The sequence below is a fragment of the Pseudomonas sp. R43(2017) genome, from assembly GCF_002112345.1.
GTDB lineage: Bacteria > Pseudomonadota > Gammaproteobacteria > Pseudomonadales > Pseudomonadaceae > Aquipseudomonas > Aquipseudomonas kribbensis.
This window is the reverse complement of the sequence record NZ_NEHJ01000002.1, coordinates 691768-714580: the sequence shown is the minus strand read 5'-3', so window position 1 is coordinate 714580 and position 22813 is coordinate 691768. Positions and strand designations below refer to the sequence as shown.

Here is a 22813-nt window from a genome sequence, read left to right as displayed (position 1 = left end):
CCGACCAAGAGGCGAGACCAATGATCGAATCCCTGGAAAAAATGCTCGCCAAGGGTGTGGATAACTCGTTGCTGCGCTTCGGCCTGGGCAAGGGTTATCTGGATCTGGGGGAAAACGCGAAGGCGGCCGAGCATTTACAGCATTGCGTCGGCTTCGATCCGAAGTATTCAGCGGCGTGGAAACTGTTGGGCAAGGCGCAATTGGCGCTGGGTGATCTGGCGGCTGCACGGCAGGCGTGGGAGCAGGGGCTGGAAGCGGCCCGGGCCCATGGCGACAAGCAGGCCGAGAAGGAAATGACGGTGTTTCTGAAGAAGCTGGACCGGCAGAAGCCGTAACGGCTGTGGATAACCCGTTTTTGTCAGGTTATCCACAATTGCACATCGCCGATCAGTACCAGCGCGCCTCACCCGGCGGACGCTTCTTGAAGCGTTTCATGCTCCACATGTACTGGCTCGGATAGGCCGCCACATACCGCTCGACCACCTGGCTCATCGCCGCGCAGGACGTCTCGGTGTCGGTGCTGTACATCGCTTCCGGCGCGGCCTCCAGAATCACCTTGTAACCGGATCCGTCCGGCAGACGCAGGGCATGCAGGAACACGCCGACAGCCTTGCCGCCAGCGAGCATATTCGGCACGAACTTGCTGGTCAGGGCCTGGGTCGCGAAGAAAGGCACGAAGATCCCGGCGGATTCGGCAGGCTCCGGGTCTGCGGGAATCCCCACCTGACCGCCCTTGCGCACTTCCTTGATGACACTGAGGATGCCTTCCTTGGTCGACGCCGCCACGCGGTTGCCCAGTTGCACCCGCTGTTTGCGCAGCAATTCATCCACAGCCTTGAGCTTCGGCGGACGATAGAAAATGATCGGTTTACACTGGCTGCAATAGAAGTGGTTGAGCACTTCCCAGTTGCCCAGGTGGCTGGTGATGCCGACCACGCCTTTGCCCGACGCCAGCGCATCCTTGAGGATGTCGAGGCCTTCGACTTCGCGCACCAGATCGATGGAACGCTGGGCCGGCCAGATCCAGGCGCAGGCGCTTTCGGTCAGGGACTTGCCGATGTCTTTCAGGCTCTGGCCCACCAGACGCTCACGTTCGGCCGGGTCCATCTGTGGAAAACATTTGGCGAGGTTGATCCGCACCACATCCCGGGAGCGGTTGGGGGTTTTCCACATGATCCAGCCGATCGCCGAACCCACGGCCTGCACGGCCCGCCACGGAAGCAGGGCAAACAGCCGCAGAGCGCCAACCAGCATGGCGCCTTTAAACTTTTCCACAGGTCACTCCTGATCTTGTGCTGTGCGCGAGGCGGCCATTCTAACCGGCGTTGACGAGCTGCGCGTAGCGGTCACAGTCCTGAGTGTGATCCATGACCATGCCCGAGGCCTGCATCAGCGCGTAGCAGATGGTTGGGCCGACAAAGGTGAAACCGGCCTTTTTCAGGCCTTTGCTCATGGCCACGGCTTGCGGGGTGATGGCCGGGACTTCGCTGCGATCCTTGAAATGATTGATCACCGGCCGGTTATCCACAAACGACCAGAGGAAGGCCACGGGGTCTTCCAGCGCCAGCCACGCCTGCGCATTGCGCCGGGCGGCATTGAGCTTGAGGCGATTGCGGATGATCCCCGGATCGAGCATCAAGTCATCGATTTCCGCGTCGCTCATCTGCGCCACGCGTTGTACGTCGAAGCCGTACAACACCTCGCGATATCGCTCGCGCTTGCGCAGCACGGTGATCCACGAAAGCCCGGCCTGGAACCCTTCGAGCAAAAGCAACTCGAACAATCCCTGCGCATCGCGTAGCGGCGTGCCCCACTCCTGATCGTGGTAAGCCATGTACAGCGGATCTTCGTTGCACCAAAAGCAGCGTGGCATAAGGCTCCAGGGGGTGGAGGTGCGACTGAATCGGGTATACTCCCGCTCTTTAAATCGCAGCCCAAGAAACAGGTGAATTTCGTGAGCCAGCCTACGCCAGCCGTGCGTACCTTCCAAGACTTGATCCTCGCGCTCCAGCAATACTGGGCCGAGCAAGGTTGTGTGGTACTTCAGCCCTACGATATGGAAGTAGGCGCCGGCACTTTCCACACCGCGACATTCCTGCGTGCCATCGGCCCGGAAACCTGGAACGCCGCTTACGTACAGCCAAGCCGCCGTCCGACTGACGGCCGTTACGGCGAAAACCCGAACCGTCTGCAGCACTACTACCAGTTCCAGGTAGTCCTGAAGCCGAACCCGGACAACTTCCAGGAACTGTACCTGGGCTCCCTCAAGCATGTCGGCCTGGACCCGCTGGTCCACGACATCCGCTTCGTCGAAGACAACTGGGAATCGCCGACCCTCGGTGCCTGGGGTCTGGGCTGGGAAGTCTGGCTGAACGGCATGGAAGTGACTCAGTTCACTTACTTCCAGCAGGCGGGCGGCATCGAGTGCTACCCGGTGACCGGGGAGATCACCTACGGTCTCGAGCGTCTGGCCATGTACCTGCAGGGCGTGGACTCGGTCTACGACCTGGTCTGGGCTGACGGTCCGTTCGGCAAGGTGACCTACGGCGACGTGTTCCACCAGAACGAAGTGGAGCAGTCCACCTACAACTTCGAACATGCCAACGTCGACAAGCTGTTCGAACTGTTCGACTTCTACGAAAGCGAAGCCAAGCGCCTGATCGAACTAGACCAGCCGCTGCCGTTGCCGAGCTATGAAATGGTCCTGAAGGCGTCGCACACCTTCAACCTGCTGGATGCGCGCCGGGCGATCTCGGTGACTGCGCGTCAGCAATACATTCTGCGCGTTCGCACCCTGGCGCGTTCCGTCGCCCAAGCCTACCTGCTGGCCCGCGCCAAGCTGGGCTTCCCGATGGCAACCCCGGACCTGCGTGACGAAGTACTGGCCAAGCTGGAGGCTGCACAATGAGTGCTCAAGATTTTCTGGTTGAACTGGGCACCGAAGAACTGCCACCCAAAGCCCTGAACACCTTGGCCGAAGCGTTCCTCGCCGGTATCGACAAGGGCCTGCAGGCTGCCGGTCTGAACTACGAGACCAAAACCGTCTACGCCGCACCGCGTCGTCTGGCCGTACTGATCACCGCGCTGGCCACCCAGCAGCCGGATCGCAGCATCAACCTCGACGGCCCGCCACGTCAGGCTGCGTTCGATGCCGAAGGCAACCCGACTCAAGCGGCACTGGGCTTTGCCAAGAAGTGCGGCGTCGAGCTGAGCGAAATCGACCAGAGCGGTCCGAAACTGCGCTACAGCCAGAACATCGCCGGCAAGCCGACCGCCAGCCTGCTGCCGACCATCGTCGAAGACTCGCTGAACGACCTGCCGATCCCGAAACGCATGCGTTGGGGTGCGCGAAAGGAAGAGTTCGTGCGTCCGACCCAGTGGCTGGTGATGCTGCTCGGCGACCAGGTCATCGACTGCACGATCCTCGCGCAGAAGGCTGGCCGTGAATCCCGTGGCCACCGCTTCCACCACCCGGAAAGCGTGCGCATCGGTTCGCCGTCGAGCTACCTGGCCGACCTGCGTGCCGCTTACGTGCTGGCCGACGCCAACGAGCGTCGCGAGATCATCAGCAAGCGCACCGAAGAGCTGGCGACCCGTCAGGAAGGCACCGCGATCGTGCCACCGGCGCTGCTCGACGAAGTGACCGCGCTGGTCGAATGGCCGGTGCCGCTGGTGTGCTCGTTCGAGGAACGTTTCCTCGACGTGCCGCAGGAAGCGCTGATCACCACCATGCAGGACAACCAGAAGTATTTCTGCCTGCTGGATGCCGACGGCAAGTTGCTGCCACGTTTCATCACCGTGGCCAACATCGAATCCAAAGACCCGCAGCAGATCATCGCCGGTAACGAAAAGGTGGTTCGCCCACGTCTGACCGACGCCGAGTTCTTCTTCAAGCAGGACAAGAAGCAGAAGCTCGAAGCGTTCAACGATCGCCTGCAGAACGTGGTGTTCCAGGAAAAACTCGGCAGCGTCTATGACAAGGCCGAGCGCGTGTCGAAACTGGCGGCTTACATCGCCGCACGCATCGGCGGCAACGCTTCGTGGGCTGCCCGCGCAGGCCTGCTGTCCAAGTGCGACCTGGCCACCGAAATGGTCGGCGAGTTCCCGGAGATGCAAGGTGTCGCCGGTTACTACTACGCCCTCAATGACGGCGAGCCGGAAGACGTCGCTCTGGCCCTGAACGAGCAGTACATGCCGCGCGGTGCCGGCGCTGAACTGCCGGCCACCCTGACCGGTGCGGCCGTGGCCATCGCCGACAAGCTCGACACCCTGGTCGGCATCTTCGGCATCGGCATGCTGCCGACCGGCAGCAAAGACCCGTATGCCCTGCGCCGTGCGGCACTGGGCGTGCTGCGGATCCTGATCGAGAAACAACTGGATCTGGACCTCAACGACGCCGTGGCTTTCGCCGTGAACGCCTTCGGTGCCAAGGTCAAGGCTGCCGGCCTGAACGACGCGGTGCTGGAATTCATCTTCGACCGTCTGCGTGCGCGTTACGAAGACGAAGGCGTGGATGTTGCCACCTACCTGTCGGTTCGTGCCCTGAAGCCGGGTTCGGCGCTGGACTTCGACCAGCGTGTGCAGGCGGTTCAAGCCTTCCGCAAACTGCCGGAAGCGGCAGCGCTGGCGGCGGTGAACAAGCGTGTGTCGAACCTGCTGAGCAAAGTCGAAGGCTCGGTGCCGACCGATGTTCAGGCCAAGTACTTCGACAACGCCAACGAGTTCTCGCTGTACTCGGCGATCCAGCAGGCGGACCAGGCTGTACAGCCAATGGCCGCGGCGCGTCAGTACAACGAATCGCTGGCACGCCTGGCCGCCCTGCGCGAGCCGGTCGACGCGTTCTTCGACGCGGTGATGGTCAATGCCGAAGACGCCAATGTGCGGGCCAACCGTTACGCGCTGCTGGCGCGTCTGCGTGGCCTGTTCCTGGGCGTTGCCGACATTTCGCTGCTGGGTTGAGGGATTGCTGTTGAAACTGCTGATTCTCGATCGGGACGGAGTGATCAATTACGACTCCGACGCTTACATCAAGTCGGTAGAGGAGTGGATTCCGCTGCCCGGCTCGATCGAAGCGATTGCGCAGTTGAGCAAGGCCGGCTGGACGGTGGCGGTCGCCACCAACCAGTCGGGCATTGCTCGCGGCTACTACGACCTCGCCACCCTCGATGCCATGCATGCGCGCCTGCGCACGCTAGTGGCGGAGCAGGGCGGTGAAGTCGGGCTGATCGTGTATTGCCCGCATGGGCCTGACGAGGGTTGCGACTGCCGCAAGCCGAAACCCGGCATGCTGAAAACCATCGCGCAGCATTACAACGTGGCGCTGACGAATGTCTGGTTCGTCGGCGACAGCCTTGGTGACCTGGAGGCCGCCAAAGCCGTCGATTCACAGCCCGTTTTGGTAAAGACCGGGAAAGGCGAAAAGACTCTGGGCAAGACCCTTCCGGTCGGCACCCTGATTTTTGACGATCTGGCGGCGATTGCCGCAGAACTTATCCACAACTAGAGTACTTCTGAAGTTCCTGACCAGGGATTGATCGGGAGTGCGCTTGAACAGTCGGGCATCGCCCGTAACGGTAAACGTCGCCATGTCGATACTGCAGGCCATCAGAATCTTCCTCTTTTACCTGCTGCTGGGCACCACCGCTCTGCTGTGGTGCAGCCTGAGCTTTTTTATCGCGCCCTTTCTGCCGTTCAAGGCGCGCTATCGCTTCATCAACGTGTACTGGTGCCGCTGCGCCTTGTGGTTGACCAAGGTGTTCCTCGGTATCCGTTACGAAGTCAAAGGCGCGGAAAACGTGCCTGACCGGCCCTGCGTGATTCAATCGAACCACCAGAGCACCTGGGAGACGTTCTTTCTCTCCGCTTATTTCTCGCCCTTGAGCCAGGTGCTCAAGCGTGAATTGCTGTACGTGCCGTTCTTCGGCTGGGCCATGGCCATGCTGCGGCCGATCGCCATTGATCGTGACAACCCGAAAGCCGCCCTTAAGCAGGTCGCGGCGAAAGGAGACGAGCTGCTCAAGGACAATGTCTGGGTGCTGATCTTCCCTGAAGGCACTCGCGTTCCACACGGCACCATCGGCAAGTTCTCCCGCAGCGGCAGCGCCCTGGCGGTGAATGCGGCACTTCCAGTGCTGCCGATTGCACACAATGCCGGCAAGTTCTGGCCGAAAATCGGCTGGGGCAAAAAACAGGGTGTGATCACCGTGGTCATCGGTGAACCGATGTATGCCGAAGGATCAGGCCCTCGCGCCATCGCCGATCTGAACGACCGGGTACAGGCATGGAACGAGCAGGCTCAACGGGAAATGGGTTCGTTGCCACCGGCACCACAAGCCCCGGCAGCCAGCGATCAAGTGACTGTCTGATTTTTGTGGATAACCTGTGTACGGTTTGTTGGCAATATTCCGAAAACAGCAATTAAGTGACTGATTTTTATATATATTTCTGAATCTGATAAAACACCGTAAAAGGTGCATAAGTTTTTTTCGGAAGTAAGAAAACCGGCTGATATAGCCGGTTTTTTTATGCCTGCTCTTCGGCGATCAGCGGTAGCTCAAGACGGAATGTGGTGCCCTGATCGATGACGCTGACGCATTCGATCCGACCACCATGGTGATCCACCACGGCCTTGACCATCGACAGCCCCAGCCCCACGCCATCGATGCCTTTGGCCGAAGAAAAACGCCGGTATTGAGTGAACAGATCAGGCAGTTCTTCAGCCGCAATACCTTTGCCCTGATCGGTCAGTTCGCAGTGCAGCCAGTCATCGTGGCAACGAATGCGCAACCGGACCGTGGAGCCGACAGGACTGTACTTGATCGCGTTTTCCAGCAGATTGAACAGCGCCCGGGTCAGCAAGCCCTGGTCTGCCAGCACCAGACGTTCCTGGGATTGCTCATCCATATCGTTCAGCAGCTCGATACGCTTCTGCTGGGCGATGGGCAGCGCCTGATCCAGGACGTCCATTACCAGCATCGCAAACAGACTCGGCTGGAACTGATAGGCCTTGGATTCGGCCCGGGCCAGCAATACGAAACCATCAGTCAGCTCCAGTGCTCGACGCACCTGGCGTTCAATCTGCTCGAACAGCGGTGAATCCGTGCCGGCCTGATGCCGGTGGACATCGAGCAGGGCAAGGATTGCCGAATGCGGGGCACGCAAGTCATGGGACAGAAAACGCAGCAGCACGCCGCGCTGCTCTTCGGCGGCACGTTCGGCGCTGAGATCGGTAAGGCTCAGCAGCCAGCCAATCGGCGTATCGCCGTCCACCGGCAACAAGGCTGCGCGTTCCAGGCGCAGGCTGCGCTCCTTGTGGTCACGGAACTCCACCAGAGGCAGTTCGGACAACAGTGGATGCGACGCTGTGGATAAATCCGGATAGCCAAGGCTCGCCAAACGATCGAGGACTTCATCACCGACCAGATCACAGCCAAACAAGTCACGCGCCTTGCGGTTGCCCAACAGGATCTGGCCTTTGGGATCACTGATCAGGGTCGCGACCGGCAGATACTCCAGGCCATCGGCGATGAAGCGACGGGTGTCACGCGTGCGGCTCATGGCCTGTTCGAGGGCCATGATCTGGCCTTGCAGCCGGTCGCCACTGGCAAATTGTGTACGGCGACGTTCGGGGAACACCTTCGGTTCATCGTCCAGCCGTGACAACTCCCAGCCGAAGTAGGTCAGCACGACACTCAGACGTCGCCAGTTCCAGATCAGATAACCGAACAGCATGCCCAGCACTGCCGGCGTCGGGGACCACCAACGCTGAACTTCTGCCAGGCCGGCGCTGGTCAGCAGCACGCCAACCATGCCGATCAGCGTAAGCCAGAGCGCCAGACGCGGTCGCCACAGCAATAATCCCAGCACGATGGCCACCAGCACAGTAGACAGCACTGCACCGCTGACAGGCGCCGGGTCATGCAGATTGATCTGTGCACGCCAGGACAACAATGCAGTCAGCGGCAACAGCACTAGACTTATCCACACCCACTCGCGCACCAGTTGCCGAAACAGGCGTTGAACCTGACTTTGCACACGGCTTTCGTGACGGCGTCGGTTAATCATGGAAAACAGGGCAGGGCGGGTTGAATGGTTTCATAGGCGACAGGTCTGAGGACGTGGACCCGAAGAATCATAGCGGCTCACCCCACGGCGTGCCGCTTACTTTCACTGCTTTGGTCGAACCGCCGGTGTCGACCACCCATTACCCAAGCGACAAGGAATACCGCGTATGCGCGTTGCGATACTGGACGATGAACCCGCCGAACTGCGCCGGGTCGAGCAGACCCTGCAACAAATGGCCGAGGCCGGCGAACAGCCCTGGTCGCTGCACAGCTTCGAACGCGGAGAAGACCTGCTGCGGCAACTGCGCCGGGAAACCTTCGACCTGCTGATCCTCGACTGGCAGCTTCCCGACCTCACCGGGCTGGCGCTGCTGCGCTGGACCCGCGAGCACATGGAAGCGCCGCCAGCGGCCATCATGCTGACCAGTCGCGACGGCGAGAGCGATATCGTCCAGGCGCTGAATGCAGGGGCCGACGACTATGTCAGCAAACCGTTTCGTCCCAACGAGTTGAAGGCTCGTGTCACCGCCGTATTGCGCCGGCACAGCCATCAGCGCCCGACGGTGGCCAATGTCCTGCGTTTCAATGATCTGGTGTTCGACGACGCCGAACTGACCGTTACCCGTGAGGGAAAGCCGATCATGATGACCGAGCGCGAGTATCGGCTTGCTCACTGCTTATTCAGCAACCTGGGCCGGCCGTTGTCACGGGACTATTTATACGAGAGGTTCTGGCCCCATGAAGAAATGGCGTCGTCTCGTCCGCTGGATACCCACATCTATCGCCTGCGTAACAAGCTGGGGCTGACGGCGGATCGAGGTTGGCAGTTGCTGACGATTTATGGGTATGGGTATCGGTTGGAGAGTGTGGCGGCAGGGGAATGAATCGCAGGCAATAAAAAAGGCCAACGCTTTTGCGTTGGCCTTTTCGTTGGCGCCGACCGGGATCAGAAATCCAGGTTCGAAACCGCCAGAGCGTTGCTCTCGATGAAGTCACGGCGAGGTTCGACCGCATCACCCATCAGGGTGTTGAAGATCTGGTCTGCACCAATGGCGTCTTCGATGGTGACTTTCAGCATGCGGCGCACGCTTGGGTCCATGGTGGTTTCCCACAGCTGATCCGGGTTCATCTCGCCCAGACCTTTGTATCGCTGGATGGTGTGGCGCTTGGTGCTTTCGGCCATCAGCCAGTCCAGGGCTTCCTTGAACTCGGTGACCGCTTTCTTGCGCTCGCCACGCTGGATGTACGCGCCTTCGTCGAGCAGGGTGCTCAGTTGAGCGCCGAGGGTGACGACGGTCTTGTAGTCGTTGCTGCCGAAGAAGTCGCGGTTGAAGGTGACGTAGTTCGACAGGCCGTGGGAGATCAGTTCGACCTCTGGCAGCCACACGCCACGTTCGCGGTCTTCACGCAGGCTGGCCTTGTAGACCAGACCCGACTTCTCGACAGTGCGCAGACGGACTTCGTACTGGGCCAGCCAGTCTTGCATCTTCGCGTGGTCGCCGAGCATTTCCAGGCTGACGGCCGGCAGGTAGATGAAGTGCTCGGTCAGCTCCTGCGGGTACAGGCGCGACAGACGCTTGAGGGTCTTCATCACCATGCGGAAGTCATTCACCAGACGTTCCAGCGCTTCACCGGAAATGCCCGGGGCGTCTTCGTTCAGGTGCAGGCTCGCATCTTCCAGGGCCGACTGCGTCATGTACTCTTCCATGGCGTCGTCGTCTTTGATGTATTGCTCTTGCTTGCCTTTCTTGACCTTGTACAGCGGCGGCTGGGCGATGTAGATGTAGCCGCGCTCGATCAGCTCAGGCAACTGACGGAAGAAGAAGGTCAGCAGCAGGGTACGGATGTGCGAACCGTCGACGTCAGCATCGGTCATGATGATGATGTTGTGATAGCGCAGTTTGTCGATGTTGTACTCTTCGCGACCGATACCGCAGCCCAGCGCGGTGATCAGGGTGCCCACTTCCTGGGACGAGATCATCTTGTCGAAACGGGCTTTCTCGACGTTGAGGATCTTGCCCTTCAGCGGCAGGATGGCCTGGGTCTTGCGGTTACGTCCCTGCTTGGCAGAGCCGCCCGCGGAGTCACCTTCCACGAGGTACAGTTCGGACAGCGCCGGATCTTTTTCCTGGCAGTCAGCGAGCTTGCCCGGCAGGCCGGCGATGTCCAGCGCGCCTTTGCGGCGGGTCATCTCACGGGCCTTGCGCGCTGCTTCACGAGCACGGGCGGCGTCGATCATCTTGCCGACGACCAGCTTGGCTTCGTTCGGGTTTTCCAGCAGGAAGTCCGAGAAGTACTTACCCATTTCCTGTTCGACCGCGGTCTTCACTTCGGAAGACACCAGCTTGTCTTTTGTCTGGGAGCTGAACTTCGGATCCGGAACCTTCACCGAAATGATTGCGGTCAGGCCTTCACGGGCGTCGTCACCGGTGGTGGCGACTTTGTGCTTCTTCGCCAGACCTTCCTGCTCGATGTAGTTGTTCAGGTTACGCGTCAGTGCGGAACGGAAGCCCACCAGGTGGGTACCGCCATCGCGCTGCGGAATGTTGTTGGTGAAGCACAACAGGTTCTCGTTGAAGCTGTCGTTCCACTGCAGGGCGATTTCCACGCCGATGCCGTCTTCACGCTGGATGTTGAAGTGGAACACCTGGTTGACCGCAGTCTTGTTGGTGTTCAGGTATTCAACGAACGCACGCAGGCCGCCTTCGTATTTGAACAGTTCTTCCTTGCCGCTGCGCTCGTCCTTGAGGACGATGCCGACACCGGAGTTGAGGAAGGACAGCTCACGAATACGCTTGGCCAGGATGTCCCAGCTGAAGTGAATGTTCTTGAAGGTTTCCTTGGAAGCCTTGAAGTGAATCTGGGTGCCGGTGGTTTCGCTGTCGCCAACGATTGCCATCGGTGCCTGAGGTACGCCGTGGACGTAGGTCTGTTCCCAGATCTTGCCGCTGCGGCGAACGGTCAGGACCAGTTCTTCGGACAGCGCGTTCACAACCGAAACACCTACACCGTGCAGACCGCCGGATACCTTGTAGGAGTTGTCATCGAACTTACCGCCGGCGTGGAGGACGGTCATGATGACCTCGGCGGCGGAAACACCTTCCTCTTTGTGCACATCTACCGGGATGCCACGGCCGTTATCTTTGACGGTGATGGACTCATCCGGGTGGATGATGATGCTGATGTCGTCGCAATGGCCGGCGAGGGCTTCGTCGATCGAGTTGTCGACCACCTCGAACACCATGTGGTGCAGACCGCTGCCATCGTCGGTGTCACCAATGTACATACCGGGACGTTTGCGCACGGCATCCAGGCCTTTCAGCACTTTAATGCTCGATGAGTCGTACGTATTTTCTTCGCTCAATGCCTTCACTCCCGATGGTCGTGGGTCTGGGTGATACGGCCCTGTTCCACGTGGAACAGAGCGACTGGCGTTTCCGTCTGCCAGCCTTCCCTCAATAATTCGTGATCTACACAGGTGATAAAGACCTGGCAGCGTAAGTCTTCCAGCAAGCGGCATAGCGCGCGACGGTGGCTCTCGTCCAGCTCGGACGGCAAGTCATCCACCAGATAAATACACTGGCCGCGTCGGGCCTGGCTCACCAAATGCCCCTGGGCAATACGCAACGCACAGACCACCAGTTTTTGCTGACCCCGGGACAAGATGTCCGCGGCATTATGAGCGCCCAATCTAAGACGCAAGTCAGCGCGCTGCGGTCCGGCCTGGGTATGCCCCATCTGCTGGTCCCGCTGCAGGGATCCGGCAAGCACAGCACTCAATTCCCGATCCTTGTCCCAGCCTCGGTAATAGCTGAGCGTCAAACCTTCGAGCTCAACCAGTTCGCTCAAGGTTTGCTCAAAGACTGGTTTCAAGGCTTTGATGTAAGCGCGGCGGTATTCATCGATTTCAGCGCTGGCCTGGCACAGTTCCCTGTCCCAAACCGCTTGCGAAACGGCGTCAAGTGTACCATGCCGCAGCCAGGAGTTTCTCTGGCGCAAGGCCTTCTGCAAACGCTGCCAGGTGGCCATGAACCGCGGTTCGACGTGGAACACGCCCCAGTCCAGGAACTGTCGGCGGATCTTCGGCGCACCTTCCAGCAGACGGAAGCTGTCGGGGTTGATCAACTGCAGCGGCAGAATTTCCGCCAGTTGCGCGGCGCTGCGGGCGTTCTGACCGTCGATGCGAATCTGGAATTCGCCCTGACGGTCGCGAGATATCCCCAATGCGCTATGGCCACCTTCGGCGAGCTCGACCTGCCCGAAAACGGTACAGGCGAGTTGCTCGTACTGGATGACAGGCAACAGCCGCGTGCTGCGAAACGAACGGGCAAGCCCCAGCAGATGAATGGCTTCCAGAACACTGGTTTTGCCGCTGCCGTTAGCGCCGTAAAGAATGTTGATTCGGGGGGAGGGGGAGAAGGTCACCGGGTGCAGATTGCGCACCGCGGTGACCGAGACGCGACTTAGCGACATCCAGAGTCAGCTGATTACAGACGCATCGGCATGACAACGTAAGCCGAATCGTCGTTATCGGACTCCTGCACCAGCGCACTGCTGTTGGAGTCGGACAGGATCAGGCGAACCTGCTCGGTGGTCATCACGCCCAGCACGTCGAGCAGATAGCTCACGTTGAAGCCGATTTCCAGAGAGCCGCCGTTGTATTCCACGCCTACTTCTTCTTCCGCTTCTTCCTGCTCCGGGTTATTGGCCTGGATTTTCAGCTGACCGCTGGCCAGTTGCAGACGGATACCGCGGTACTTCTCGTTGGACAGAATCGCGGTACGGCTGAACGCTTCGCGCAGCGCCTGGCGATCGCCGAGAACCAGCTTGTCGCCGCCCTTCGGCAGAACGCGCTCGTAGTCAGGGAACTTGCCGTCGACCAGTTTCGAGGTAAAGGTGAATTCGCCGGTGGTCGCGCGGATGTGGTGCTGACCCAGGACGATGCTGACGTTGCCGTCCGGCTCGGTGAGCAGGCGTGCCAGTTCGAGAATACCTTTGCGCGGCACGATCACCTGGTGACGCTCCTGCTGACCGATGTCGGCCTGCATCGAGCACATCGCCAGACGGTGGCCGTCGGTGGCCACTGCACGAATCACACCTGTGGACACTTCCAGCAACATGCCGTTGAGGTAGTAACGCACGTCCTGCTGGGCCATGGCGAAACTGGTGCGCTCGATCAGGCGACGCAGCTTGCTCTGATCCAGGCTGGTAGTCAGCGAGCCCGGGCCTTCTTCCACCGTCGGGAAGTCATTGGCCGGCAGAGTCGACAGAGTGAAGCGGCTACGGCCGGCCTTCACTACCAGCTTCTGCTCGTCGACCTTGATGTCGATCAACGCATCGTTCGGCAAGCTCTTGCAGATATCCATCAGCTTGCGCGCAGGCACGGTGATGGAACCTGTTTCAGCCGGCTCCTCGAGCTGCACGCGACCGACCAGCTCGACTTCCAGATCGGTACCGGTCAGCGACAGCTGCTGGCCATCGACGACCAACAGCACGTTGGACAGTACCGGCAAGGTCTGTCGGCGCTCGACGACGCCTGCGACCAGTTGCAGGGGTTTCAACAGGGCTTCGCGTTGAATGGTGAAATGCATGGTCTAGTCCCTTGCCTTAATAAGCTGCGCTGGTGTTCATCAAGTGGTCAGAGTACGCAGCAGGTTCTTGTAGTCCTCGCGGATGTCCGCGTCGGATTCCTTAAGTTCGTTGATCTTGCGGCAGGCGTGCAACACCGTCGTATGGTCGCGACCGCCAAACACATCGCCGATTTCCGGCAGGCTGTGGTTGGTCAGTTCCTTGGACAGAGCCATGGCGACCTGACGCGGGCGAGCGACCGAGCGCGAACGGCGCTTGGACAGCAAGTCGGAGATCTTGATCTTGTAGTACTCGGCGACGGTGCGCTGAATGTTATCCACAGAGACCAGTTTGTCCTGCAACGCCAACAGGTCCTTCAGGGATTCGCGAATCAGCTCGATGGTGATATCGCGGCCCATGAAGTGCGAGTGGGCGATCACGCGTTTCAGCGCGCCTTCCAGCTCACGGACGTTGGAGCGAATACGCTGGGCAATGAAGAACGCCGCATCGTGTGGCAACTCGACTTTGGCCTGGTCAGCCTTCTTCATCAAGATGGCTACGCGGGTTTCCAGCTCCGGCGGCTCGACGGCGACCGTCAGGCCCCAGCCGAAGCGGGATTTCAGGCGTTCTTCAAGGCCCTCGATTTCCTTCGGATAGCGGTCACTGGTGAGAATGACCTGCTGGCCACCTTCAAGCAGGGCGTTGAAGGTGTGGAAAAACTCTTCCTGGGAACGTTCCTTGCGAGCGAAGAACTGAATGTCGTCGATCAGCAGGGCGTCCACCGAACGGTAGAACCGCTTGAACTCGTTGATCGCGTTCAGTTGCAGCGCCTTGACCATGTCGGCCACGAAACGCTCGGAATGCAGGTACACGACCTTGGCATTCGGATTCTTCTTTAATAGATGGTTACCCACCGCGTGCATCAAGTGCGTTTTACCCAGACCGACACCGCCATAAAGGAAGAGCGGGTTGTAGCCGTGCTTGGGGTTGTCTGCCACTTGCCAGGCCGCAGCGCGGGCGAGCTGGTTGGATTTACCTTCGACGAAGTTTTCGAAGGTAAAGGTGCGGTTCAGGTAGCTGGTGTGCTTGAGCGCGCCTTCGACCTGCACGGTGCGTTGTTCGGCACGCACTGGCGCTTGCTGCGAAGCCGCACCGGCCATCGGATCGAAGCTGTCGCGGGACGGCTCTTCGCTGACTTCCTCGGTTTTCTGCGTCGCACGCTTGGCCGGGGTTGGAGCTGGCGCTGGTGCCGGAGCGCTGACAGGTGCCGCATTCGCCTGGGCCAAAGATGCGGCAGCGGCGGCCAACGGTGCATTCGGCGCAGCGCGCGGCGCAGAGCTGCGCTTGCTGCCTATTAATAAGGAGAGCGACGGCGCGAGGCCATTGCCATGCTCATCCAGCAGTTCAAGGACGCGCCCCAGGTACTTTTCGTTGACCCAGTCCAGAACAAAACGGTTCGGTGCGTAGACACGCAACTCGTCGCCTTCGGCTTCGACCTGTAATGGACGGATCCAGGTGTTGAATTGTTGGGCTGGCAGCTCTTCGCGCAAAAGCTCCACGCACTGCTGCCAAAGTTCCACTGACACGGAAATCCCCTAAGTTGAAAGCCGGTGAGGCAAAAACAAGCGGCCATTGTAGCGGCGGGACGTTCACTTATCCACATGCAGGTTGCCCGGTGGACATGATTTATCAATGCCTTAACCGGTGAAAAAGCGACCGACGGTGTGTGAATAAGCTCTGTGGATAACCGTAGCTGAGGGCACTGGACAACTGGGGGCGAAACCCGGTGGACAAGTCGCCTGTGGATAACAGCGCTTTCCACACACAGGTTATCCGATAGCGCAGCACAGGCTGAACACGGTTTTCCACCGTAGTTGTCATTCTCTGTACATCACGTCGAACAAGGCCTAAGAGCAGTTATCCACAGAAATTGGCGAGCCTAGCTTTTACAAGCTTTACAGAAAAGCTTTAAATAATTCCCTTCTTTATTTTTATGTCTGGCAGACAAGGTTTCGATCCTGGAGGCATCAGAGATCTATTTATAAGGAAACGTTGGTTGGAAATTGACCTATTGCCTTGCTTTCTCTAGAATCCCCGGTCTCTTAAAACGGGGGCCATTCCGGCCCGTTGTGGACGAACCAGGTAACACGACATGAAACGTACTTTCCAACCAAGCACTATCAAACGCGCTCGTACCCACGGTTTCCGTGCTCGCATGGCTACCAAGAACGGTCGTGCCGTACTGTCGCGTCGTCGCGCCAAAGGCCGCGCACGTCTGGCAGTTTGATAATCCGGCACTGGAGGTGAGTCAGGACTTCAGTCGGGAAAAGCGTCTGCTTACTCCCCGGCATTTCAAGGCAGTCTTTGACTCCCCTACCGGCAAGGTTCCGGGGAAAAATCTCCTGCTCCTTGCACGCAACAACGATCTCGATCACCCCCGTCTCGGACTGGTTATCGGGAAAAAGAGCGTAAAGCTCTCCGTTGAGCGCAATCGCCTCAAACGTCTGATGCGCGAATCGTTTCGCCTGCACCAGGATTCACTGGTCGGCTGGGACATCGTTATCGTCGCGCGCAAAGGTTTGGGGGACGTAGAAAACCCCGAATTGATTCAGCATTTCGGCAAGCTCTGGAAGCGTCTGGCACGCAACAAGCCGGTACCAGCAGTCAAAACCGAAACTGTAGGGGTAGACAGTCCAGATGCGTAAACTGGCACTCGTTCCGATCCAGTTTTACCGCTACGCCATTAGTCCCTTGATGGCCAGTCACTGTCGTTTCTACCCCAGTTGTTCTTGCTACGCGTATGAAGCCATCGAAAATCATGGCCTTCTGCGCGGTGGCTGGCTGACCTTTCGTCGTTTAGGTCGCTGTCATCCGTGGAATCCCGGTGGTTATGACCCGGTTCCACCTATCCCTACCTCCCGTTCTTCTTCGATGGCCGAGTAATCATGGATATCAAACGCACGATCCTGATCGTCGCCCTGGCAATCGTGTCCTACGTCATGGTTCTTAAATGGAACCAGGACTATGGTCAGGCTGCCCTGCCGACTCAGAATGTTGCTTCCAGTACGACTACATCCGGTTTGCCGGACACCGCCACTGGCAATAACGCTGCAGCCAGTGACGATATTCCGCGCGCCGCAAGCGATACCAGCGCACCTGCCGAAACGCCGGTCGCCGCCAGCAAGGATCTGATCCAGATCAAAACCGACGTGCTCGATCTGGCGATCGATCCACAGGGTGGCGATGTTGCTCAACTGACCTTGCCGCTGTATCCACGTCGTCAGGATCGTCCGGACGTTCCGTTCCAGCTGTTCGACAACGGCGGCGAGCGTATTTATCTGGCGCAAAGCGGTCTGATCGGCACCAACGGTCCGGACGCCAGCCCGGCCGGTCGCCCGATCTACTCCTCGGAGAAGAAGACTTATCAACTGGCTGACGGTCAGGACCAATTGGTCGTCGACCTCAAGTTCAGCAAGGACGGCGTCAACTACATCAAGCGTTTCACCCTGAAACGTGGCCTGTATGACGTGACCGTCACTTATCTGATCGACAACCAGAGCGCTCAGCCTTGGTCCGGTTCGATGTTTGCCCAGCTGAAACGCGATGCAAGCGCCGATCCTTCGTCGACCACTGCGACTGGCACCGCGACTTACCTGGGCGCCGCCCTGTGGACAAGTTCCGAGCCGTACAAGAAAGTGTCCATGAAAGACATGGACAAAGGTCAGCTCAAGGAAACCGTTACCGGTGGCTGGGTAGCCTGGCTGCAACACTATTTTGTGACTGCATGGGTTGCTCCGAAGGGCGAAAACAACATCGTCCAGACCCGCAAAGACAGCAAAGGCAACTACATCATCGGTTACACCGGTCCTTCGCTGACCGCTGCACCGGGTGCGAAAGTCGAGACCAGTGCTGTTCTGTACGCTGGCCCGAAAAGCCAGGCTGTACTGAAAGAGTTGTCCCCAGGTCTGGAACTGACTGTCGACTACGGCATTCTGTGGTTCATTGCCCAGCCGATCTTCTGGCTGCTGCAACATATCCACGCCATTGTCGGCAACTGGGGCTGGTCGATCATCTTCCTGACCATGCTGATCAAAGGGATCTTCTTCCCGCTGTCGGCCGCCAGTTACAAGTCGATGGCCCGCATGCGCGCCGTGGCTCCGAAACTGGCTGCACTGAAAGAACAACATGGCGATGACCGGCAGAAAATGTCGCAAGCCATGATGGAGCTGTACAAGAAAGAGAAGATCAATCCGCTGGGTGGCTGCTTGCCGATCCTCGTGCAGATGCCGGTTTTCCTTTCGCTGTACTGGGTTCTGCTGGAAAGCGTTGAAATGCGCCAAGCGCCGTTCATGCTGTGGATTACTGACCTGTCGATCAAGGATCCGTTCTTCATCCTGCCGATCATCATGGGCGCGACCATGTTCATCCAGCAGCGTCTGAACCCGACTCCTCCGGATCCGATGCAGGCGAAGGTCATGAAAATGATGCCGATCATCTTCACCTTCTTCTTCCTGTGGTTCCCGGCTGGTCTGGTGCTGTACTGGGTTGTGAACAACTGCCTGTCGATTGCCCAACAGTGGTACATCACGCGTAAGATCGAAGCGGCGACGAAAAAAGCCGAGGCGTAACTTACTCTGTGGATAACACCACTCAAAACGCCCCCTAGTGGGGCGTTTTGCTATCTGCCATTTTTGTCTGGATACCGGTTTATGAGCGCACCTCGTGAAACCATCGCAGCCGTCGCTACCGCCCAGGGCCGTGGCGGCGTGGGCATCGTTCGAATTTCCGGGCCGCTGGCCAGCGTGGCGGCCAAGGCCATCAGCGGCCGCGAGCTGAAACCCCGATTTGCCCACTACGGCCCGTTCTTCAGTGACGATCAACAGGTGCTGGATGAAGGTCTGGCACTGTATTTCCCAGGGCCGAACTCGTTCACTGGCGAAGATGTGCTGGAACTGCAGGGCCATGGTGGCCCGATCGTTCTGGACATGTTGCTCAAACGTTGTCTGGAACTGGGTTGCCGTCTGGCCCGTCCGGGGGAATTCAGCGAGCGCGCCTTCCTCAATGACAAACTCGACCTGGCCCAGGCCGAAGCCATTGCCGACCTGATCGAAGCCAGTTCTGCACAGGCTGCACGCAATGCTTTGCGTTCCTTGCAGGGCGCGTTTTCCCAGCGTGTGCATAACCTCACCGAACAATTGATCGGTCTGAGGATTTACGTCGAGGCAGCCATCGATTTCCCGGAAGAAGAGATCGACTTCCTCGCCGATGGCCATGTATTGAGCATGCTCGACAAGGTACGCGACGAGTTATCCACCGTACTACGTGAAGCCGGGCAGGGTGCGCTGCTGCGTGATGGCATGACAGTGGTGATTGCCGGTCGTCCGAATGCCGGCAAGTCGAGTCTGCTCAACGCATTGGCCGGTCGAGAAGCCGCCATCGTGACGGAAATCGCCGGCACGACCCGGGATATCTTGCGCGAACATATCCACATCGACGGCATGCCGCTGCATGTCGTAGACACCGCCGGATTGCGCGATACCGACGACCATGTGGAAAAAATCGGTGTCGAACGTGCGTTGAAAGCCATTGGCGAAGCCGATCGTGTGCTGTTGGTGGTCGATGCCACGGCGCCGGAAGCTGAAGATCCTTTCGCGTTATGGCCTGAATTCCTTGAGACCCGACCTGATCCGGCAAAGGTCACCCTGATACGCAATAAAGCGGATCTCACCGGTGAAGCGATTGCCCTGGAAGTCAGCGACGATGGCCATGTAACCATCAGCCTGAGCGCCAAGGCTGCCGGCGAAGGCCTGGATCTGCTGCGCGATCACCTCAAGGCCTGCATGGGTTACGAGCAGACCTCGGAAAGCAGCTTCAGCGCACGCCGCCGCCACCTGGAAGCACTGCGTCATGCCAGCGCGGCCCTGGAACACGGTCGTGCACAGCTGACTCTGGCGGGTGCCGGTGAACTGTTGGCAGAAGATCTGCGTCAGGCTCAGCAGTCTCTCGGGGAAATTACCGGGGCGTTCAGCTCCGATGATCTGCTGGGGCGCATCTTTTCAAGCTTCTGCATCGGTAAATAACCCTTCCGTTGTCCACAGGCAGGTCCATTCGCGACCTGTCTGTTTCTCCTTTTCGCATTCCTTCCCTTCCAGTGCCGGGCAGATTCCTTCTCCCTGAGCGGATTTCCCCTGTCCGCTGCATGCTCATTCATCCGATTTCTGTGGATTAAGCCCTGTGAATAACTGCCGCTGAGGGCAGTTGATAACAGGGCCCGAAAACTGAACATAACTGCCTCTGTGGATAACAGGCCCATTCATCCACAGGCTTACACCGGTTATCCAAGGGCCTCATGGCCACATGGGCACAGGGTTTTGAATCTCTGTACATATTGAAAACTAAGGTCTGTAGCAATCTATCCACAGAAAGCGTGGGCAGTAAGAATAAGCTTTAAAACAAAGGTTTTATAAATTTCTCTCTTTTTTATTCTTTTAACCCCGAGTTCTCCACAGCTGGTTAAATTTTGTGCAAAGGGTTCTTTAGGAAGGGCGAAGTCCCTATACTTGTCGACCAGGTCCAGAAACCTGATCTCAAACTATTCCTGAATTACCTACTTAAGCAGGCACGAGGTGCGTGGTGGATTTCCCTTCCCGTTTTGAAGTGATCGTCATCGGCGGCGGTCATGCCGGTACCGAGGCAGCACTGGCCTCAGCACGCATGGGTGCAAAAACCCTTCTGCTGACGCATAACGTGGAAACCCTCGGTGCCATGAGTTGCAACCCGGCCATCGGTGGCATCGGCAAAAGCCATCTGGTCAAGGAAATCGACGCCCTCGGCGGCGCGATGGCCATGGCCACCGATCTGGGCGGCATCCAGTTTCGCGTGTTGAACAGCCGTAAAGGCCCGGCCGTACGTGCAACCCGTGCACAAGCCGACCGGATTCTTTACAAGGCGGCTGTCCGCGAAATCCTGGAAAACCAGCCGAACCTGTGGATATTTCAACAGGCCGCCGACGATCTGATCGTCGAGCAGGAACAAGTACGCGGTGTTGTCACGCAAATGGGTCTGCGTTTCTTCGCTGATTCCGTGGTGTTGACCACCGGTACCTTCCTGGGCGGACTTATCCACATCGGTTTGCAGAATTTTTCCGGCGGACGCGCCGGTGATCCGCCGTCGATTGCCCTGGCGCATCGTCTGCGTGAACTGCCCCTTCGTGTCGGTCGCCTGAAAACCGGTACGCCACCGCGTATCGACGGCAAGTCTGTGGATTTCTCGGTGATGACCGAGCAACCAGGTGATACGCCGATCCCGGTGATGTCGTTCATGGGCAACAAGGAACAGCATCCACGTCAGGTCAGCTGCTGGATTACTCACACCAACGCCCGTACCCACGAAATCATCGCGGCGAACCTCGACCGTTCGCCGATGTATTCCGCTGCCGGCGAGATCGAAGGCATTGGTCCGCGCTATTGCCCGTCCATCGAAGACAAGATTCATCGCTTTGCCGACAAGGAAAGCCATCAGGTGTTCATCGAGCCGGAAGGCCTGACCACCCATGAGCTGTATCCGAACGGGATATCCACAAGCCTGCCGTTCGACGTGCAATTGCAGATCGTGCAATCGATTCGCGGCATGGAAAACGCGCACATCGTGCGTCCGGGTTATGCGATCGAGTACGACTACTTCGACCCGCGCGACCTGAAGTACAGCCTGGAAACCAAAGTCATCGGCGGTCTGTTCTTCGCTGGCCAGATCAACGGCACCACCGGTTACGAAGAGGCCGGCGCCCAGGGTTTGCTGGCTGGCGCGAATGCCGCATTGCGTGCCAAAGGCAAAGAAGCCTGGTGCCCGCGTCGCGATGAAGCGTACATCGGGGTATTGGTCGACGACCTGATCACCCTCGGAACCCAAGAGCCGTACCGCATGTTCACTTCCCGTGCCGAGTACCGCCTGATCCTGCGTGAGGACAACGCCGACCTGCGTCTGACCGAAAAAGGTCGCGAACTGGGTCTGGTCGATGACGCGCGCTGGGCGGCGTTCTGCAAGAAGCGCGAAAACATCGAACTCGAAGAGCAGCGCCTGAAAAGCACCTGGGTTCGCCCGGGCACCCAGCAGGGCGATGCAATTGCAGAAAAATTCGGCACGCCGCTGACTCACGAATACAACCTGCTCAATCTCTTGAGCCGTCCGGAAATCGACTACGCTGGTCTGGTCGAAGTGACCGGGCAGGGCGCGGAAGATCCACAGGTCGCCGAGCAGGTCGAGATCAAGACCAAATACGCTGGTTACATTGACCGTCAACAGGACGAAATCGCCCGTCTGCGCGCAAGCGAAGACACGAAACTGCCTGTGGATATCGATTACACCAACATTTCCGGTCTCTCCAAGGAGATCCAGAGCAAGCTGGGTGCCACGCGTCCCGAGACGCTGGGCCAGGCTTCGCGGATCCCGGGTGTGACCCCGGCAGCGATTTCGCTGTTGATGATTCATTTGAAAAAACGCGGCGCGGGCCGTCAGTTGGAGCAAAGCGCTTGAGTTCTAAGGTCACTTCGCAACACGCCGAAGAGTTATCCACAGGAGCCCGCGAGCTCGGTGTCAATCTCACTGAAACCCAGCACGAATTGCTGCTGGGTTATCTGGCCCTGTTGATCAAATGGAACCAGGCCTACAACCTGACCGCCGTTCGTGATCCGGACGAAATGGTTTCCCGTCACTTGCTCGATAGTCTCAGCGTGATGTCGTTCATCGAAAACGGCCGCTGGCTGGATGTCGGCAGCGGTGGCGGCATGCCGGGGATCCCTCTGGCGATCCTGTATCCGGACTCGCAAGTGACTTGCCTGGACAGCAACGGCAAGAAAACCCGCTTCCTGACCCAGGTCAAACTCGAACTCAAACTGGACAACCTGCAAGTTATCCACAGTCGCGTCGAAGCGTTCCAGCCTGCACAGCCATTCAACGGGATCATTTCCCGGGCATTCAGCAGCATGGAGAACTTCACCAACTGGACTCGCCACCTCGGCGATGCCGATACGCGCTGGCTGGCAATGAAGGGCGTCCATCCGGCCGATGAGCTGGTAGCATTGCCGGCAGACTTCAAACTCGATAGCGAACACGCCCTGGCCGTACCCGGTTGCCAAGGCCAACGCCATCTGCTGATACTGCGCCGCACGGCATGATTGGGAACA

At 58.8% G+C, this 22813-nt stretch carries 20 protein-coding genes; 13 read left to right on the top strand and 7 right to left on the bottom strand.

Going from position 1 to position 22813, the window contains the following annotated elements; all coding sequences use genetic code 11:
- Positions 1–20 precede the first annotated feature (20 nt).
- Positions 21–335 (top strand): tetratricopeptide repeat protein, encoded by a 315-nt coding sequence (locus CAG02_RS07830; protein WP_085713087.1) that lies wholly within the window; start codon positions 21–23, stop codon positions 333–335.
- A gap of 52 nt (positions 336–387) precedes the next feature.
- Here CAG02_RS07830 and CAG02_RS07825 read toward each other — a convergent pair whose 3' ends face one another.
- Both CAG02_RS07825 and tag read right to left on the bottom strand, forming a co-directional pair.
- Positions 388–1275, bottom strand: coding sequence for a lysophospholipid acyltransferase (locus CAG02_RS07825; RefSeq protein WP_085713088.1), 888 nt, complete (start codon positions 1273–1275; stop codon positions 388–390).
- 40 nt (positions 1276–1315) lie between these two features.
- Positions 1316–1873, bottom strand: coding sequence for a DNA-3-methyladenine glycosylase I (tag, locus tag CAG02_RS07820; RefSeq protein ID WP_085713089.1), 558 nt, complete (start codon positions 1871–1873; stop codon positions 1316–1318).
- A gap of 81 nt (positions 1874–1954) precedes the next feature.
- On the opposite strand from tag, the gene glyQ reads away from it, so the two are divergent.
- The 4 genes from glyQ (at position 1955) to CAG02_RS07800 (ending at position 6365) form a co-directional block, all read left to right on the top strand.
- Positions 1955–2908 (top strand): glycine--tRNA ligase subunit alpha, encoded by a 954-nt coding sequence (glyQ, locus tag CAG02_RS07815; RefSeq protein WP_003187265.1) that lies wholly within the window; start codon positions 1955–1957, stop codon positions 2906–2908.
- The gene (glyS, locus tag CAG02_RS07810) at positions 2905–4959 is read left to right on the top strand and encodes a glycine--tRNA ligase subunit beta (protein ID WP_085713090.1); all 2055 of its coding nucleotides are present in this window, start codon (positions 2905–2907) and stop codon (positions 4957–4959) included. Before glyQ ends, glyS begins: the two co-directional genes overlap by 4 nt.
- Before the next feature lie 4 nt (positions 4960–4963).
- On the top strand, positions 4964–5503 hold the full coding sequence (gene gmhB / locus CAG02_RS07805) for a D-glycero-beta-D-manno-heptose 1,7-bisphosphate 7-phosphatase (RefSeq protein WP_167443754.1): 540 nt from the start codon (positions 4964–4966) through the stop codon (positions 5501–5503).
- 82 nt (positions 5504–5585) lie between these two features.
- Positions 5586–6365, top strand: a complete 780-nt coding sequence (locus tag CAG02_RS07800) for a 1-acyl-sn-glycerol-3-phosphate acyltransferase (protein ID WP_085713092.1) — start codon at positions 5586–5588, stop codon at positions 6363–6365.
- 157 nt (positions 6366–6522) lie between these two features.
- Here the strand turns inward: CAG02_RS07800 and CAG02_RS07795 are convergent, their stop codons facing one another.
- Complete coding sequence (locus tag CAG02_RS07795) at positions 6523–8064, bottom strand: PAS domain-containing sensor histidine kinase (protein ID WP_085713093.1); 1542 nt, start codon at positions 8062–8064, stop codon at positions 6523–6525.
- 166 nt (positions 8065–8230) lie between these two features.
- On the opposite strand from CAG02_RS07795, the gene CAG02_RS07790 reads away from it, so the two are divergent.
- The gene (locus tag CAG02_RS07790; RefSeq protein WP_085713094.1) at positions 8231–8947 is read left to right on the top strand and encodes a response regulator transcription factor; all 717 of its coding nucleotides are present in this window, start codon (positions 8231–8233) and stop codon (positions 8945–8947) included.
- Positions 8948–9009: 62 nt separating this feature from the next.
- Here CAG02_RS07790 and gyrB read toward each other — a convergent pair whose 3' ends face one another.
- Genes gyrB through dnaA form a run of 4 tightly spaced genes read right to left on the bottom strand, consistent with a single transcriptional unit; the run spans position 9010 to position 15217 of the window.
- Positions 9010–11427, bottom strand: coding sequence for a DNA topoisomerase (ATP-hydrolyzing) subunit B (gene gyrB / locus CAG02_RS07785; RefSeq protein WP_085686140.1), 2418 nt, complete (start codon positions 11425–11427; stop codon positions 9010–9012).
- Positions 11428–11432: 5 nt separating this feature from the next.
- Positions 11433–12536 (bottom strand): DNA replication/repair protein RecF, encoded by a 1104-nt coding sequence (gene recF, locus CAG02_RS07780; protein WP_007911886.1) that lies wholly within the window; start codon positions 12534–12536, stop codon positions 11433–11435.
- A gap of 14 nt (positions 12537–12550) precedes the next feature.
- Positions 12551–13654, bottom strand: a complete 1104-nt coding sequence (gene dnaN, locus CAG02_RS07775) for a DNA polymerase III subunit beta (protein WP_085713095.1) — start codon at positions 13652–13654, stop codon at positions 12551–12553.
- Between the two features lie 39 nt (positions 13655–13693).
- Positions 13694–15217: a chromosomal replication initiator protein DnaA gene (gene dnaA, locus CAG02_RS07770; protein WP_085713096.1), complete on the bottom strand. Its 1524-nt coding sequence runs from the start codon at positions 15215–15217 to the stop codon at positions 13694–13696.
- A 566-nt stretch (positions 15218–15783) separates the two neighbouring features.
- Between dnaA and rpmH the strand changes: the two genes are divergently transcribed.
- From rpmH to rsmG, 7 genes are all read left to right on the top strand, one after another.
- On the top strand, positions 15784–15918 hold the full coding sequence (rpmH, locus tag CAG02_RS07765) for a 50S ribosomal protein L34 (protein WP_003213577.1): 135 nt from the start codon (positions 15784–15786) through the stop codon (positions 15916–15918).
- Positions 15919–15934: 16 nt separating this feature from the next.
- Positions 15935–16336, top strand: coding sequence for a ribonuclease P protein component (gene rnpA / locus CAG02_RS07760; RefSeq protein ID WP_011336726.1), 402 nt, complete (start codon positions 15935–15937; stop codon positions 16334–16336).
- Positions 16329–16574 carry a membrane protein insertion efficiency factor YidD gene (gene yidD, locus CAG02_RS07755; RefSeq protein WP_010465488.1) on the top strand — a complete coding sequence of 82 codons (246 nt, stop codon included), beginning with the start codon at positions 16329–16331 and terminating at the stop codon, positions 16572–16574. The genes rnpA and yidD overlap by 8 nt, the downstream gene beginning before the upstream one ends.
- Before the next feature lie 2 nt (positions 16575–16576).
- Positions 16577–18259 (top strand): membrane protein insertase YidC, encoded by a 1683-nt coding sequence (gene yidC / locus CAG02_RS07750; RefSeq protein ID WP_085713097.1) that lies wholly within the window; start codon positions 16577–16579, stop codon positions 18257–18259.
- A gap of 81 nt (positions 18260–18340) precedes the next feature.
- Positions 18341–19711, top strand: a complete 1371-nt coding sequence (mnmE, locus tag CAG02_RS07745) for a tRNA uridine-5-carboxymethylaminomethyl(34) synthesis GTPase MnmE (RefSeq protein WP_085713098.1) — start codon at positions 18341–18343, stop codon at positions 19709–19711.
- Between the two features lie 553 nt (positions 19712–20264).
- The gene (mnmG, locus tag CAG02_RS07735; protein ID WP_085702244.1) at positions 20265–22163 is read left to right on the top strand and encodes a tRNA uridine-5-carboxymethylaminomethyl(34) synthesis enzyme MnmG; all 1899 of its coding nucleotides are present in this window, start codon (positions 20265–20267) and stop codon (positions 22161–22163) included.
- Positions 22160–22804 (top strand): 16S rRNA (guanine(527)-N(7))-methyltransferase RsmG, encoded by a 645-nt coding sequence (gene rsmG, locus CAG02_RS07730; protein WP_007911906.1) that lies wholly within the window; start codon positions 22160–22162, stop codon positions 22802–22804. The genes mnmG and rsmG overlap by 4 nt, the downstream gene beginning before the upstream one ends.
- Positions 22805–22813 lie beyond the last annotated feature (9 nt).

Excerpts from the sequence above, each read along its gene's own strand:
- CAG02_RS07830 (WP_085713087.1), top strand. The coding sequence starts at position 21 with ATGATCGAATCCCTGGAAAAAATGCTCGCCAAGGGTGTGGATAACTCG.
- tag (WP_085713089.1), bottom strand. The coding sequence starts at position 1,873 with ATGCCACGCTGCTTTTGGTGCAACGAAGATCCGCTGTACATGGCTTAC.
- glyS (WP_085713090.1), top strand. The coding sequence starts at position 2,905 with ATGAGTGCTCAAGATTTTCTGGTTGAACTGGGCACCGAAGAACTGCCA.
- CAG02_RS07800 (WP_085713092.1), top strand. The coding sequence starts at position 5,586 with ATGTCGATACTGCAGGCCATCAGAATCTTCCTCTTTTACCTGCTGCTG.
- CAG02_RS07795 (WP_085713093.1), bottom strand. The coding sequence starts at position 8,064 with ATGATTAACCGACGCCGTCACGAAAGCCGTGTGCAAAGTCAGGTTCAA.
- CAG02_RS07790 (WP_085713094.1), top strand. The coding sequence starts at position 8,231 with ATGCGCGTTGCGATACTGGACGATGAACCCGCCGAACTGCGCCGGGTC.
- recF (WP_007911886.1), bottom strand. The coding sequence starts at position 12,536 with ATGTCGCTAAGTCGCGTCTCGGTCACCGCGGTGCGCAATCTGCACCCG.
- dnaN (WP_085713095.1), bottom strand. The coding sequence starts at position 13,654 with ATGCATTTCACCATTCAACGCGAAGCCCTGTTGAAACCCCTGCAACTG.
- rpmH (WP_003213577.1), top strand. The coding sequence starts at position 15,784 with ATGAAACGTACTTTCCAACCAAGCACTATCAAACGCGCTCGTACCCAC.
- yidD (WP_010465488.1), top strand. The coding sequence starts at position 16,329 with ATGCGTAAACTGGCACTCGTTCCGATCCAGTTTTACCGCTACGCCATT.
- yidC (WP_085713097.1), top strand. The coding sequence starts at position 16,577 with ATGGATATCAAACGCACGATCCTGATCGTCGCCCTGGCAATCGTGTCC.
- mnmE (WP_085713098.1), top strand. The coding sequence starts at position 18,341 with ATGAGCGCACCTCGTGAAACCATCGCAGCCGTCGCTACCGCCCAGGGC.